General features: G+C 63.5%; 11 protein-coding genes. 6 read left to right on the top strand and 5 right to left on the bottom strand.

All coding sequences use genetic code 11. The features are described from left to right. Positions 1-40 precede the first annotated feature (40 nt). The 4 genes from C8D77_RS18030 to C8D77_RS18015 form a co-directional block, all read right to left on the bottom strand. Entirely contained in the window at positions 41-799 is a 759-nt protein-coding gene (locus tag C8D77_RS18030) for an MBL fold metallo-hydrolase (RefSeq protein WP_245468872.1), read from the bottom strand. 102 nt (positions 800-901) lie between these two features. Then, positions 902-1,747 (bottom strand): aldo/keto reductase, encoded by an 846-nt coding sequence (locus tag C8D77_RS18025; RefSeq protein ID WP_109666048.1) that lies wholly within the window; start codon positions 1,745-1,747, stop codon positions 902-904. A gap of 86 nt (positions 1,748-1,833) precedes the next feature. After that, complete coding sequence (copM, locus tag C8D77_RS18020) at positions 1,834-2,226, bottom strand: CopM family metallochaperone (protein WP_109666046.1); 393 nt, start codon at positions 2,224-2,226, stop codon at positions 1,834-1,836. Positions 2,227-2,269: 43 nt separating this feature from the next. Further along, positions 2,270-4,771 (bottom strand): heavy metal translocating P-type ATPase, encoded by a 2,502-nt coding sequence (locus C8D77_RS18015; RefSeq protein WP_109666044.1) that lies wholly within the window; start codon positions 4,769-4,771, stop codon positions 2,270-2,272. A 190-nt stretch (positions 4,772-4,961) separates the two neighbouring features. Here C8D77_RS18015 and C8D77_RS18010 point away from each other — a divergent pair, with 190 nt between their 5' ends. The 6 genes from C8D77_RS18010 (at position 4,962) to C8D77_RS17985 (ending at position 12,809) form a co-directional block, all read left to right on the top strand. Continuing rightward, positions 4,962-5,765 (top strand): glycosyltransferase family 25 protein, encoded by an 804-nt coding sequence (locus C8D77_RS18010; protein WP_109666042.1) that lies wholly within the window; start codon positions 4,962-4,964, stop codon positions 5,763-5,765. 90 nt (positions 5,766-5,855) lie between these two features. Then, positions 5,856-8,660 (top strand): [protein-PII] uridylyltransferase, encoded by a 2,805-nt coding sequence (locus C8D77_RS18005; RefSeq protein WP_109666040.1) that lies wholly within the window; start codon positions 5,856-5,858, stop codon positions 8,658-8,660. A gap of 46 nt (positions 8,661-8,706) precedes the next feature. Beyond that, positions 8,707-10,314 carry a murein biosynthesis integral membrane protein MurJ gene (murJ, locus tag C8D77_RS18000; RefSeq protein ID WP_109666038.1) on the top strand — a complete coding sequence of 536 codons (1,608 nt, stop codon included), beginning with the start codon at positions 8,707-8,709 and terminating at the stop codon, positions 10,312-10,314. 117 nt (positions 10,315-10,431) lie between these two features. Further along, a complete protein-coding gene (gene trpS / locus C8D77_RS17995) occupies positions 10,432-11,499 on the top strand; it encodes a tryptophan--tRNA ligase (RefSeq protein WP_109666728.1) in 1,068 nt (355 codons plus the stop codon). Positions 11,500-11,603: 104 nt separating this feature from the next. Then, positions 11,604-12,095, top strand: coding sequence for a universal stress protein (locus C8D77_RS17990; protein WP_056590042.1), 492 nt, complete (start codon positions 11,604-11,606; stop codon positions 12,093-12,095). 144 nt (positions 12,096-12,239) lie between these two features. Then, positions 12,240-12,809 (top strand): NifU family protein, encoded by a 570-nt coding sequence (locus C8D77_RS17985; protein WP_015314175.1) that lies wholly within the window; start codon positions 12,240-12,242, stop codon positions 12,807-12,809. Between the two features lie 170 nt (positions 12,810-12,979). On the opposite strand, the gene C8D77_RS17980 is transcribed toward C8D77_RS17985, so the two are convergent. After that, positions 12,980-13,597 (bottom strand): L,D-transpeptidase, encoded by a 618-nt coding sequence (locus tag C8D77_RS17980; protein WP_109666035.1) that lies wholly within the window; start codon positions 13,595-13,597, stop codon positions 12,980-12,982. Positions 13,598-13,720: the final 123 nt, after the last annotated feature.

Here is a 13,720-nt window from a genome sequence, read left to right as displayed (position 1 = left end):
ACGTCCGGGCTTGACGGCAGCTGCTCGTTTGCTGCCGTTCCTACAAAGGTTCGAAGCGGAAGCCTCTTTCGGCTCGGAAAACCCGGCCGACACCCGGTGAATCGAGATGCGCACCTGCGACGTAGCAGCCGTTGTCGGCTGCAAGGGCCATTATCTGCAGCCGGCTTGCCCGTGCCTCCTCCTGGTCGGCGTCGAATTCCCACGTGATCTCCGGTCGATCGAATTGAAGCGACGGCACATGCACGATGTCGCCCCAGATCAACAGCGTTTCGTCCTCGCTCATGACGCGGAAGCAGGTGTGACCGACTTCATGGCCAGCGGCGGCGATCGTCTCGATATGAGCGCTGACGCGCTGTCCGGCGTCGAAAGGCTGGGCCCGGCTGTGGAAGCGTTCCAGCCTCGCCTCTGCCCGGAACATGCCGAGCTCGAGTCGCGGGACAAGCAGGCGCGTAAGTTGCGGGAAGCCATCCCGACCATCGGCAAGGATGAGCCCGTGGATATGGTCGAGATGGGTGTGGGTGAAGGCAATTGTGCGTACCCGGTCGATGGCGATCTTCGCCTCGCGCAGCGCCTCGGGCAAATGCCCCATCGTCGGGTGCCAGGCGTTCGAAGCCCCTGTGTCGATCAGCGTGATGTCGTCGCCGTCATCGATGGCAAAGGCGTTGACGGATAGCCTGAGCGCGCCGTCAACGAGCGCTACCTGCGATGGCAGCTTATCGCCGAATACAATGTTTCCGGGCTGGCGCAGCCGCCTTATTGGCATGTCGACATAACCGTCGCGCAGCGACGTGACCGTCATGGCTCCGATTCTGTACGCCGTGTGCCGATGCCCGGCTGAAATTCGTTCCAATGCTTGCTCGCTATTTCCGAAAACTGGTTCCCGCTTCGGGATCATGCCTCTCTAGATCATCTCCAACCCACGTTTGCGCGCCGGCGGCGGGAAGGCGCGGTCGAGATCGGCGATGTCCTGTGGCGTAAGCTTGATGTCGAGCGCGGCGACATTCTGGCGGACATGTTCCTGGCTGCTTGCCTTCGGGATGGCGATGACGCCCTCCTGATGCATCACCCAGGCCAGGGCGATCTGTGCCGGGGTCGCATTGTGGCGGGCGGCGACGGCGTCGAGCCTGGCATTGCGCGCCAGCGCGCCCTGCTCGACCGGCGAATAGGCCATCAGCGGAATGCCGCGCTGCCGGCTCCAGGGCGCCAGGTCGAATTCAAGGCCACGCCGGACCAGATTGTAGAGCACCTGGTTGGTCTGGACATTGCCGCCATCGGACAAGCCGATCAGCTCTTCCATCTCGTCGGTGTCGAAATTGCTGACACCCCAGTGGCGGATCTTGCCGGCCTTTTTCAGGGCCTCGAAGGCCGCGACCGTCTCAGTCAGAGGCACGCTGCCGGGCCAATGCAGCAGATAGAGGTCGATGCGGTCGGTACGCAGGCGTTTCAGGCTGTTTTCGCAGGCGCGCTGCACGCCCGCGCGCGAAGCGTTTGACGGCAGCACTTTCGAGACCAGGAAGGTCTCGTCGCGGCGCCCGGCAATGGCCTCGGCCACCACCTCCTCGGCGCCGCCGCTGGCATACATTTCGGCGGTGTCGATCAGTGTGATGCCGAGGTCGAGGCCGAGCTTGAGAGCATTGACCTCATCGGTACGGCGGCTGATATCCTCGCCCATCTTCCATGTCCCCTGACCAAGCACCTGAACGGCTTCGCCAGAGGGCAGTTTGGTGGTTCTGATGATCGACGGCATGGCGGGCTCCAGTTGGGGCCGGATCGCATCACAGGCTGGGCGAGAAATCCAGAGGCGTTCTCGCCGCCTAGGCGATTGCCGAAAGTCTACTTCACCGGATGGGCGGCGAGCCAATCCTGCATCTGCTTGATCTCGGCTTCCTGCGCGGCGATGACGCCTTCGGCGAGCTTGCGGATTTCCGGGTCCTTGCCGTTGGCGAGCTCGACCTTGGCCATGTCGATAGCACCCTGATGGTGCGGGATCATGCCCTTGACGAAATCGACATCGGCATTGCCGGTGTATTCAGATGCCATCATGTCGGCATGCATCTTGTCCATCGCGGCTTTGTAGCCTTCGGTCGAAGGGCTGGTCGCGTCCGTCGCCATGGCGCCCATGTCGTGTTTCATCTCCTCGCTCTGTGCCGGGACGCTTTCGAGGAAGACAGCAAGCAGCATTCCGGCCGCCATCAGCAAAAGCACGAGTTTTTTAGCCAAGGTCATTCATGGTCTCCTGTTGGGTGGGTTTCGTATCTGGGGGCTTGGCTCAGAGTTTCAATGTTCTCAGCCGCAATGCGTTTGCGATCACCGACACCGAGGACAGGCTCATCGCCGCCGCCGCCAGCATCGGCGACAACAGCGTGCCGGTGAGCGGATAGAGCACACCGGCGGCGACCGGCACGCCAAGCACGTTGTAGAGGAAGGCAAAGAACAGGTTCTGGCGGATGTTGCGGATCGTCGCCTGCGCCAGCGTGCGCGCGCGCACGATGCCGTTGAGGTCGCCCTTGACCAAGGTGATGCCGGCGCTTTCGACGGCGACATCGGCGCCGGTGCCCATGGCGATGCCGACATCGGCGGCGGCAAGGGCGGGTGCATCGTTGACGCCGTCGCCGGCCATGGCGACGCCTTTGCCCGTGGCGCGCAGCTCGTCGACGAGGGCGGCCTTCTGCTCCGGCAACAGGCCGGCGCGAACCTCGTCGATGCCTAGGCTTCTGGCGATCGCCCTTGCCGTGCGTTCGTTGTCGCCGGTCGCCATGATGATCCGCAAGCCGCTGTCGTGCAGCGCCCTGATCGCCTCGGCGGTGGTCGCCTTGACCGGGTCGGCGACGGCGACGAGGCCGGCCAGTTTCTTGTCCACGACGACGAACATCGCCGTCTTGCCTTCGACCTGCAGCGCCTCGGCCTTGGCTGAGATGGGTGTGGTGTCGATGCCGAGATCAGCCATCATGGCGGCATTGCCGAGCGCGATTTTCTTTCCCGAGATCGAACCGGAAACGCCCTTGCCGGTGACTGCCTCGAAGCCGGAGGCCTCATTGATCTTCAGTCCGCGCGTCCCAGCGCCGTCAACGATGGCCTCAGCCAACGGATGCTCCGAGCCCTTCTCCAGACCCGCGGCGAGCGCCAGCAATTCGTCGTCGGAAAAACCGTTTGCCGCAACGACATCGGTCAGTTTCGGCCGGCCTTCGGTCAGCGTACCCGTCTTGTCGACGATCAGCGTGTCGACGGAGGCGAAGCGCTCGAGCGCCGCGGCCTCCTTGATCAGCACGCCGGCATGCGCCCCGCGCCCGGTGGCGGTCATGATCGACATCGGCGTGGCGAGGCCGAGCGCACAGGGGCAAGCGATGATGAGCACCGACACCGCCGAGACGATGGCAAAGATCAGGCTGGGCTCGGGTCCAAACACGGCCCAGGCGATGAAAGCGGCAATCGCGACAAGGACGACGGCCGGGACAAAGTAGAAAGAAACGCGATCGGCCAACCCTTGAATCGGGGCGCGGGAGCGCTGCGCCTTGGCGACGAGCTCGACAATGCGCGCCAGCGTCGTCTCGGCGCCGATCCGCTCGGCGCGCATGATCAGCGAACCTTGTCTGTTGAGCGTGCCGCCGGTCAGCGCATCGCCCTCGGTCTTCTCGACCGGCAACGGTTCGCCCGTGATCATCGATTCGTCGATCGAGGAGCGGCCTTCCAGCACCGTGCCGTCGACCGGCACGGCATCACCGGGGCGGAGGCGCAGGCGATCGCCGGCCTTGACCGCGTCGAGCGGCACATCGCTTTCGGAACCGTCGGCGGCGATCAGCCGCGCGGTCTTCGGCGCGAGATCGAGCAAGGCGCGGATTGCCGACCCGGTCTTTTCACGGGCGCGCAACTCCAGCACCTGGCCTAGGAAGACCAGCGCGACGATGACGGCGGCGGCCTCGAAATACACCGGCACGGCACCGCCATGGCCGCGGAACTGATGCGGAAAAATGTCCGGAAACAGTGTGGCGACGACGCTGTAGAGATAGGCGGCACCAACGCCGAGCGAGATCAGCGTCCACATGTTGGGGCTGCGGTTGACCAGCGAGTCCCAGCCGCGGTGGAAGAAGGGAAAGGCGGCCCAAAGCACCACCGGACTTGCCAGGACCAGCTCGATCCAGACCTTTGTCCGATCCTCGACCAGGCCTTCAAACGTCAGGCCGATCATGGGCGCCATGGCGATGATCAGAAGGGGGACCGACAGGACGGCGCTCACCCAGAACCGCCTGGTGAAGTCGACCAGCTCGGGATTTGGCCCTTCATCGCCCGTCGGCACGCCCATCGGCTCCAGGGCCATGCCACAGATCGGGCAGGACCCAGGCTTGTCGCGGATGATTTCGGGATGCATCGGGCAGGTGTATTGCGTGCCCTTGGGCATCGGCTGCGGCGCCGGCTTGTCGCCGAGATATTTTTGCGGCTCCGCCTCGAATTTCGCCTGGCAAGCGGCGGAGCAGAAATAGAAACCCTGACCTTCGTGGCGGGCAAAGTGTCTGGCTGTCGCGCGATCGACACTCATGCCGCAGACCGGATCAGTGGCCGTCAGGAATTTTTCCGGCTCGGCGACGAATTTCGTACGGCAGCCCTGGCTGCAGAAATGATAGAGATGGCCATCATGCTCGGCCGTCGGTTTGCCGGCGGCCGGGTCGACGATCATGCCGCAGACCGGGTCGCGCAGCAGGGCCGGATCCTCGGCCGCAGCTTTCGCCGCGCAGCAGCTGCCATGCGCATGGTGGCCGTGGTCTGAATGTGTCATTGCGAAATGCCTCGATGTTTCTGCTTCGAGGGTCAGGTAGTGCTTCCAGTAACTGGAAGGTCAAGGCCTGTTTCGACTTTTTGCATCACCGGCCCGGTGCGCGCGATTCTCCCATAAAAAGTCCTTACGCGGCAACATCGCCGCTGCTAGAGAGCCCCGGTGGTCTCGGAAGGTGAAGAGTTCGTCGGTAATGAAGCGTCTGGTCATCAATCTCGATCGGTCTCCTGAGAGGCTTGCCCATATGACGGCGGAGTTTGCCCGCATTGGCGTTGCGTTCGAGCGGGTGGCCGCAATCGATGCCAGGGAACACCCGGACCTGGTGTTGCAACCGCAGCACGCCATGCATGCCATCCGCCCCCTGTCGGGGAGCGAGATCGCCTGCTTGCACAGCCATCGCACCTGCTGGACGATCATTGCGCAAGACGAGGCCCCGTACGGCGCCGTGTTCGAGGACGACATGGTGCTTTCCGCGAAGGCCGGCGCGCTGCTTGCCGATACGAGTTGGATTCCGGCCGATGCCGATGTCGTCAAGCTCGAGACCTTCTTTGCCAAAACCATGATCCAGCGCAGAAGGATCTCCGTTGGCCGCGGTTTTTCCGTATTCAGGCTGAGCAAGAGCCATGTCGGGGCTGGCGGTTACCTGCTCTCGAGGCAGATGGCGCGCCATCTTCTCGATGCAACCGCACAGGTCAACGTGGCTGTCGATGAACTCATCTTCGATCTGGCTCTCCCGAGATCGGCGCGCAAGACGATCTACCAGCTCGTTCCCGCTGTGTGCGCGCAGGACCAGTTCGTCGGCGACAGACTGCCAAGCCTGCTTGAGCAGGAACGGGAAGCCGCACGGGTCGCAAGCGGGCTTGCCGTAAAACGCAGGAAACTGACCGCCCAGAGAATCAGGAAAGAGGCCGGGCGAATTCTACGCTGGATCATCGATTTCTGCAGATTTCGGCAACATATTGTCGTCCCTCTCGACCGGACCGAGGCAATCGACTAGGCCGCTTTCGGGGCTGGCCTCCCGCCCCATACCCAGCGCCGCGAAAACGCGCTATAGACGCCGCCGAAAAGGCAAGGCCGACTTGGACATATGGCAAGAATCTCCCTGAAGCTCGACGAACTGATCGACGGCGAAGCCTTGCGCCGCGAGATGACCGCGCTGACCGCGGCCACGGCAGGCGACGGTTCCGGACAGGCCGCGCGCAGCGGTGTGCTCCAGCTGCTCAAGGGACGGTTGGCCGAGGGGCGCACCGTTGCCGAGCGCATGCTGCGGGACGATGGCGGTGGCAGCGCCTGCGCGGCGCGGCTGTCGCATCTCATGGACGAGATCATCCGGGCGCTTTACGATTTCGCCGTCACCCATGTCTACCGGGTCAAGAACCCGTCTTCGGCGGAGCGCATGGCCGTCGTCGCCGTCGGAGGCTACGGCCGCGGCACGCTGGCGCCCGGGTCCGACATCGATCTTCTGTTCCTGCTGCCCTACAAGCAGACGCCGTGGGGCGAACAGACCGTCGAATACATGCTCTACATGCTGTGGGATCTCGGGCTGAAGGTCGGCCACGCCACCCGTAACATCGACGAATGCCTGCGCCTGTCGCGCACCGATGTCACCATCCGCACCTCGATCCTCGAAGCGCGCTTCCTATGGGGCGACGAAAAACTCTATGACGAACTGATGCTGCGCTTCGACCATGAGGTGGTGCGCACGACCGGCCCCGAATATGTCCAGGCCAAGCTTGCCGAGCGCGACGACCGCCATGCCAAGGCCGGCGAAAGCCGCTATCTTGTCGAGCCCAACGTCAAGGACGGCAAGGGCGGCCTGCGCGATCTGCAGACGCTGTTCTGGATCGGCAAATATTTCTACCGGGTGCGCACCGGTGAGGAGCTGGTCGACAAGGGCGTCTTCACCGAGGGCGAATACCGGGAGTTCCAGAAGGCCGAGGATTTCCTGTGGGCGGTACGCTGCCACATGCATTTCCTCACCGGAAAAGCTGAAGAACGGCTGCATTTCGACATCCAGCGCGAGATCGCCGAACGGCTGGGCTACACCACGCACCCCGGCCTGTCGGCGGTCGAGCGCTTCATGAAGCACTACTTCCTGGTTGCCAAGGATGTCGGGGACCTGACCCGCATCTTCTGTGCCGCGCTCGAGGAAGAGCAGGCCAAGCACGTGCCGGGCTTCAACCGCATCTTCCTGACTTTCTCCAGGCGCAAGCGTAAGCTGGCCGGCACCTCCGACTTCATTGTCGACAACCACCGCATCAACATCGCCGACGACCAGGTGTTCGAGCGCGATCCGGTCAATCTTTTGAGATTGTTCTGGTTCGCCGACAAGCACGGCCTGGAATTCCATCCCGACGCGCTGAAGCTGCTGACCCGCTCGCTTAGCCTAGTCAACAAGTCGCTGCGGCGCGACGAGGAGGCCAACCGGCTGTTCCTCGACATCCTGACGTCAGACCGCAATGCCGAACTCAATCTGCGGCGCATGAACGAGGCCGGGCTGCTCGGCAGGCTGATCCCCGATTTCGGCAAGATCGTCGCCATGATGCAGTTCTCGATGTACCACCACTACACGGTGGACGAGCACCTGATCCGCTGCATCGGCGTGCTGGCCGAGATCGAGCGCGGCGACGGCGAAAAGATCCATCCCCTCTCGCACACGCTGATGCCGGGACTGAAGAAGAGCCGCGAGGCGCTCTATGTCGCCGTGCTTCTGCATGACATCGCCAAGGGCAGGCCGGAGGATCATTCCGAGGCCGGCGCCAGGATCGCACGTCGCATCTGCCCGCATATGGGGCTGTCGCCGGCCGACACCGAAACCGTGGCCTGGCTGGTCGAGAACCACCTTGTGATGTCGATGACGGCGCAGACCCGCGACCTCAACGACCGCAAGACCATCGAGGATTTCGCCGCGATCGTGCAGTCGGTCGAGCGGCTGAAGCTGCTTTTGATCCTCACCGTCTGCGATATCAGGGGCGTTGGACCCGGTGTCTGGAACGGCTGGAAGGGCCAGTTGCTCCGCACGCTCTACTACGAGACCGAATTGCTTTTGACCGGCGGTTTTTCAGAAGTGTCGCGCGCCCAGCGCACGGCGGCGGCGCGCGAGCGTCTGGCCGAGGCGCTTGGCGACTGGCCGGACAAGGCCCGCAAGCGCTATGTCGGCCAGCACTACGAGAATTACCTTTTGACCGTCGATCTCGCCGACCAGCTGCGCCATGCCGAGTTCATCCGCGAGGCGGATGTGGCGGGCAACAAGCTCGCCACCATGGTCAAGACCCACCAGTTCGAGGCGGTGACCGAAATCACCGTGCTGGCGCAGGACCATCCCCGCCTGCTGTCGGTCATCGCCGGGGCTTGCGCCGGAGCCGGCGGCAACATCGTCGACGCGCAGATCTTCACGACGTCGGACGGCCGCGCGCTCGACACCATCCTGATCTCGAGGGAATTCGACCGTGACGAGGACGAGCGCCGGCGCGCCGAACGTGTCGGCCGGTTGATCGAGGACGTGCTGTCGGGCAAGAGCTGGCTGCCGGAGATGATCGAGAAGCGCACCAAGCCGCGGCGTGGCGCCAAGGTGTTCAAGATCCCGCCACGCGCCGAAATCCGCAACACGCTGTCCAACCGTTTTTCGGTCGTCGAGGTCGAAGGCCTGGACCGGCCGGGGCTGCTGTCGGAGATCACCGGAACGCTTTCCGACCTGTCGCTCGACATCGCATCGGCCCACATCACCACCTTCGGCGAAAAGGTCATCGACACCTTCTATGTCACCGATCTAACCGGCCAGAAGATCGACAGCCCGGCCCGCATCGCGACCATTCGCAACCGGCTGATGGCGACGCTCGAAGGCATCGTGCCCGAACGCGGCGGCAAAGCCAGGGCGGCGGCCGCCGAGTGACCGCCACCATCACTTTGTCCTTATCCTGTAGGCAGTCTCCAAACGCATGAGCCTCGTCAAGAAATTCGCAACGGTCGCTTCCGGCACGCTGATGAGCCGCGCGCTCGGTTTCGGCCGCGAGATGCTGATGGCGGCCGCACTCGGCACCGGACCGGTCGCCGACGCCTTCAACGCCGCCTTCCAGTTTCCCAACACCTTTCGCCGGCTGTTTGCCGAGGGCGCCTTCAACGCCGCCTTCGTGCCGCTGTTCGCCAAGGAGATCGAGACCCACGGCACCGATGGCGCCAAGCGCTTCTCCGAGGAAGTGTTCGGCGTGCTGTTCACGGCGCTGCTGGCGCTGACCATCGTCATGGAACTGTCGATGCCGCTGATCGTGCGCTATTTGGTGGCGCCGGGTTTTGCCGGCACGCCGGGGAAGTTCGACACCACGGTGACGCTGGCGACGATCATGTTCCCCTACCTGATCTGCATGTCGCTGGGCGCCATGATGGCGGGCATGCTGAATTCGCTGCGCCGCTATTTCGCCGCCGCGGTGGCACCGGTCTTCCTCAACATCATCCTGATCGGCGTGCTCGGTTATGCTTGGTACAAGGGCTCCGACGCACTCACCGTCGGCTATGGGCTGTCCTGGGGCGTGCTTGCCGCCGGGCTGGTGCAACTGGCGATCGTCTGGGTGGCGGTGCGCCATGCCGGCATCTCGATCGGCTTCCGCCGGCCGAAAATGACGCCCGCTGTCAAGCGGCTGTTGATCCTGGCGCTGCCGGCGGCAATCACCGGCGGCATCACCCAGATCAACCAGCTGATCGGCACGGCAATCGCCTCTGCGCAGAACAGCGCGGTGTCCTCGCTCGCCTATGCCGACCGCATCTACCAGTTGCCGCTCGGCGTGGTCGGCGTGGCGGTGGCGATCGTGCTGTTGCCCGAACTGTCGCGGGCGCTGAAGTCGGGCAATCTGATCGAAGCGGCCAATCTGCAGAACCGCTCGGTCGAATTCACGCTGTTCCTGACGCTGCCGGCAGCCGCCGCGCTCTGGGTGATGTCGGAGCCGATCGTGCGGCTGGTCTATGAGCGCGGCGCGTTTGCCGCCAACGGCTCGACGCCGACAGTGGCGGCGATCCTGGCGATCTTCGGCCTCGGCCTGCCGGCCTTCGTGCTGATCAAGGCCTTCACGCCGGGTTACTTCGCCCGCGAGGACACACGCACGCCGATGATGTTTGCCGCCATCTCGGTGGCGGTGAACGTCACCACGGCGCTGACGCTGTTTCCAAGGATGGGGGCGCCCGGCATTGCGGTGGCCTCCGCAGTCGCCGGCTGGGTCAACGCGCTGATGCTGCTCGGCGTCCTGATCCGGCGCGGCCATTGGGGCCGCGACGTGCCGCTGATGAAACGCATTCCACGTCTGGTGCTGTCGGCGGTGGTGATGGGAACGGCCCTCTATTTTGCCGAACACTGGTTCGCCGTCAGGCTCGGCCTGGGCTCGCCGCTGGTCGTCAAGGCGACGACGCTGCTGTCGCTGGTTGCCGGCGGAGCGCTGCTCTACTTCATAACCGCGTTTGCCACCGGCGGCGCCGATTTCGGCATGATCCGGCGCAATGTCAAACGCGGATCGGGCAAGTCGGCGCCACCGGTCGCAGAGACCGAACTGGACGAGTAGAGCGCCAGATCCACCTGCAGCGCCGTCTTGATCGCGGCGCCGTCTTCGTCCATAAGCGCGCCGTCGAAAGACTTTCGCCGCGCGCGAAACGGCCCTCCACAAGCCATGAGGACAATCATGACCGCCTTCAAGCCACTCGTCTTTTCCGGGGTCCAGCCGACCGGCAATCTGCATCTCGGCAACTATCTCGGCGCCATCAAGAAATTCGTCGCCCTGCAGGACACATCCGACTGCATCTATTGCGTCGTCGACCTGCATTCGCTGACAGCCCAACTCGTCTATGAAGACCTCGCCGACCAGACGCGGTCGATCACCGCGGCGTTCCTGGCTTCGGGCATCGACCCGAAGAAGCATATCGTCTTCAACCAGTCGCGGGTCATGCAGCATGCGGAGCTCGCCTGGATCTTCAATTGCGTGGCGCGCATCGGCTGGATGAACCGTATGACGCAGTTCAAGGACAAGGCCGGCAAGGACCGCGAGAACGCATCGCTCGGCCTGCTAGCCTATCCCTCCCTGATGGCTGCGGACATTCTGCTCTACCGTGCCACCCACGTCCCGGTGGGTGAGGACCAGAAGCAGCACCTGGAGCTGACCCGCGACATCGCGCAGAAGTTCAACAATGACTTCTCCGACCGCATCGCCGCCCTTGGCGTCGGCGTCGAGATGCAGGTCGGCGAGGAGACCGTGAACGGCTATTTCCCGCTGACCGAACCGGTCATCGGCGGGCCGGCGGCGCGCATCATGTCGTTGCGCGACGGTTCCAAGAAGATGTCGAAGTCGGACCCGTCGGATCTGTCGCGCATCAACCTGACCGACGACGCCGATGCCATCTCGAAGAAGATCCGCAAGGCCAAGACCGACCCGGAAGCGCTGCCGAGCGAGCTGGACGGTCTGGCTAGCCGGCCGGAGGCGGAAAACCTTGTCGGCATCTATGCGGGTCTCGCCGAGATGTCGAAGGCGGACGTGCTGAAAGAGTTCGCCGGCCAGCAGTTTTCGGTGTTCAAGCCGGCACTGGCCGACCTTGCGGTGGAAAAGCTGGCGCCGATCGCCAGCGAGATGCGCCGCATTTCCGACGACCGTGCCTATGTCGACGCGGTGCTCAAGGACGGCGGCGAGCGTGCCGGCGTGCTGGCCGAAGCGACGATGAAGACGGTGCGCGACATCATCGGGCTGCTGCAGGCCTAATTCCCACAGTCAGCGCACTGCACAATATTGGCCCAAGGCCGGCGGCTTGCCGCCGGTCCGCCGCAGTGGCAGATTGCGGCCGATAAAGCATCGAGTAGATAGACATGGTCTCCAAACGCCTCAGCCGCGAAGCCGGCCATCGCCGCAAGTTCCTGGCGATCATCGACGACACGCCGGAGTGTGAGCGCGCCGTCGCCTATGCCTCGAAGCGGGCGCAGAGCACCAGCGGCACGCTGGTGCTGCTCTATGTCATCGAGCCGGATGATTTCCAGCACTGGCTGGGCGTCGAGAAGATCATGCGCGAGGAGGCGACCGCCACGGCGCGCGCAGCACTCGACACTTATGCCAACAAGGTGCGCCAGAAGCTTGGCATCGAGCCTGAGATGGTGGTGCGCGAAGGCAAGCCGACGGAAGAGATCCACAAGCTGATCGAAGAAGACCAGGACATCGCCATCCTGGTGCTGGCCGCCGGTGCGGGCAAGGAAGGCCCGGGGCCGCTGGTCGGCGCTGTGGCCGGCAAGGGTGCGGCCTTCCCGATCCCGGTGACCGTGGTGCCGCAGAATCTGTCGGACGAGGAGATCGACAGCCTCGCATGAGGCTGCTTCGAGTGCGTCCCGGGGCGCGCAAAAACATTCCGCCAGCCAGCCCTTCCGGCGATGCGTTTCGCTTGAATGTCCAGCCAATTGAGCCTATTTAGAATTATTCCAAACTAGCTGCCCGCAACGGGCACGGAGATGGCCATGTTCATCCAGACCGAATCGACGCCAAACCCGGCGACGCTGAAATTCCTGCCCGGCAAGGAAGTGCTTCTGGAAGGCACCGCCGATTTCCGCGATGCCGACAGCGCCGCAATTGCCTCGCCGCTGGCTGGCCGGCTGTTCGAGATTCCCGGCGTCACCGGTGTTTTCTTTGGCTATGACTTCATCACCGTGTCCAAGGACGGCCCCGACTGGCAGCATCTGAAGCCGGCTATCCTTGGTGCCATCATGGAGCATTTCATGTCCGGCGCGCCTGTCATGGCCAAGGCCGGCCCAGCCGCCGAGACCAGCCAGACCGGTGAGTTCTATGACAAGGCCGACGAGGAGTTGGTCATCACCATCAAGGAACTGCTCGACACGCGGGTGCGCCCGGCGGTCGCCCAGGATGGTGGCGACATCACCTTCCGCGGCTTCGAGAACGGCACGGTATTCCTGCACATGAAAGGCGCCTGCGCCGGCTGCCCGTCATCGACGGCGACGCTGAAGCACGGCATCCAGAACCTACTGCGCCACTTCGTGCCGGAAGTGCAGCAGGTCGAGCAGGTCTCCTGACCGCTCTCCTGCCGACAGACACTTCCATCGCAAACAACAAAAAACCGGGCCGAATTGCCCGGTTTTCTGTTTGGGACGTCCGTTGTTGCCTAGACGGTCCGCGTACGAAAGCTACCTCTATCTGATCATGATTTTCACGAGAACCGGTACTGGTTTCTCGGCATCATGACCTAAAGAACAATGACCTTGGCGCCGACCGAGGCGCGGTCATAGAGGTCGATAATATCCTGATTCATCAGGCGAATGCAGCCTGACGACATTGCCTTGCCGATCGAATTCCATTCCGGGCTGCCGTGCAGGCGATAGCCCGAATCACCGCCCTTGTTGAACAGGTACATGGCGCGCGCACCAAGCGGGTTCTTCAGGCCCGGCTCCATGCCGCCAGCAAACTTTTCCAGTTCGGGCTGGCGCTGGATCATCTGCCTCGGCGGCGTCCAGGTCGGCCACTCGCGCTTCAGCGCGATATGGGCGGTGCCGTGCCACTCGAAACCCTCGCGGCCAACGCCGATGCCGTAGCGAATTGCCCTTCCGTCACCCTCGATGAAGTAGAGGAACTTGTTCTGCGTATCGACGATGATGGTGCCCGGCTTTTCCGGGCTGTCGTAGTTCACTTCCTGCCGATGGTACTTCATCGGCACTTTCTCGATCGGGATGCGTGGCAACTGGTAACCGGCGTCGGTGACCGCGCCGTAGTCGTTGGAGAATATCTGCGAGCCGATGGTGCTGCAACCGGCGATAGCAGTGGAAAGCGCCAGTGCGGCGACAATTGCAAACGACTTCATGCGCATCAGGTGATCCGGTGCCCCGCCCCAACTTCGGCGGCACGAGTCGGCCGCTTTCTCACCATCATTCATGCTGGCATTTGCTTTGCTTGCCAAGCGCGCGATGCCTATATGCCGGAGTTGACGTGC

This window comes from Mesorhizobium loti (assembly GCF_003148495.1).
Lineage (GTDB): Bacteria > Pseudomonadota > Alphaproteobacteria > Rhizobiales > Rhizobiaceae > Mesorhizobium > Mesorhizobium loti.
This window is presented reverse-complemented; position numbering and strand designations above follow the sequence as displayed.

What these genes read in the sequence shown, in the direction of transcription:
- C8D77_RS18030 (WP_245468872.1), bottom strand. Translation starts at nt 799, where the DNA reads ATGACGGTCACGTCGCTGCGCGACGGTTATGTCGACATGCCAATAAGG.
- C8D77_RS18025 (WP_109666048.1), bottom strand. Translation starts at nt 1,747, where the DNA reads ATGCCGTCGATCATCAGAACCACCAAACTGCCCTCTGGCGAAGCCGTT.
- copM (WP_109666046.1), bottom strand. Translation starts at nt 2,226, where the DNA reads ATGACCTTGGCTAAAAAACTCGTGCTTTTGCTGATGGCGGCCGGAATG.
- C8D77_RS18015 (WP_109666044.1), bottom strand. Translation starts at nt 4,771, where the DNA reads ATGACACATTCAGACCACGGCCACCATGCGCATGGCAGCTGCTGCGCG.
- C8D77_RS18010 (WP_109666042.1), top strand. Translation starts at nt 4,962, where the DNA reads ATGAAGCGTCTGGTCATCAATCTCGATCGGTCTCCTGAGAGGCTTGCC.
- C8D77_RS18005 (WP_109666040.1), top strand. Translation starts at nt 5,856, where the DNA reads ATGGCAAGAATCTCCCTGAAGCTCGACGAACTGATCGACGGCGAAGCC.
- murJ (WP_109666038.1), top strand. Translation starts at nt 8,707, where the DNA reads ATGAGCCTCGTCAAGAAATTCGCAACGGTCGCTTCCGGCACGCTGATG.
- trpS (WP_109666728.1), top strand. Translation starts at nt 10,432, where the DNA reads ATGACCGCCTTCAAGCCACTCGTCTTTTCCGGGGTCCAGCCGACCGGC.
- C8D77_RS17990 (WP_056590042.1), top strand. Translation starts at nt 11,604, where the DNA reads ATGGTCTCCAAACGCCTCAGCCGCGAAGCCGGCCATCGCCGCAAGTTC.
- C8D77_RS17985 (WP_015314175.1), top strand. Translation starts at nt 12,240, where the DNA reads ATGTTCATCCAGACCGAATCGACGCCAAACCCGGCGACGCTGAAATTC.
- C8D77_RS17980 (WP_109666035.1), bottom strand. Translation starts at nt 13,597, where the DNA reads ATGCGCATGAAGTCGTTTGCAATTGTCGCCGCACTGGCGCTTTCCACT.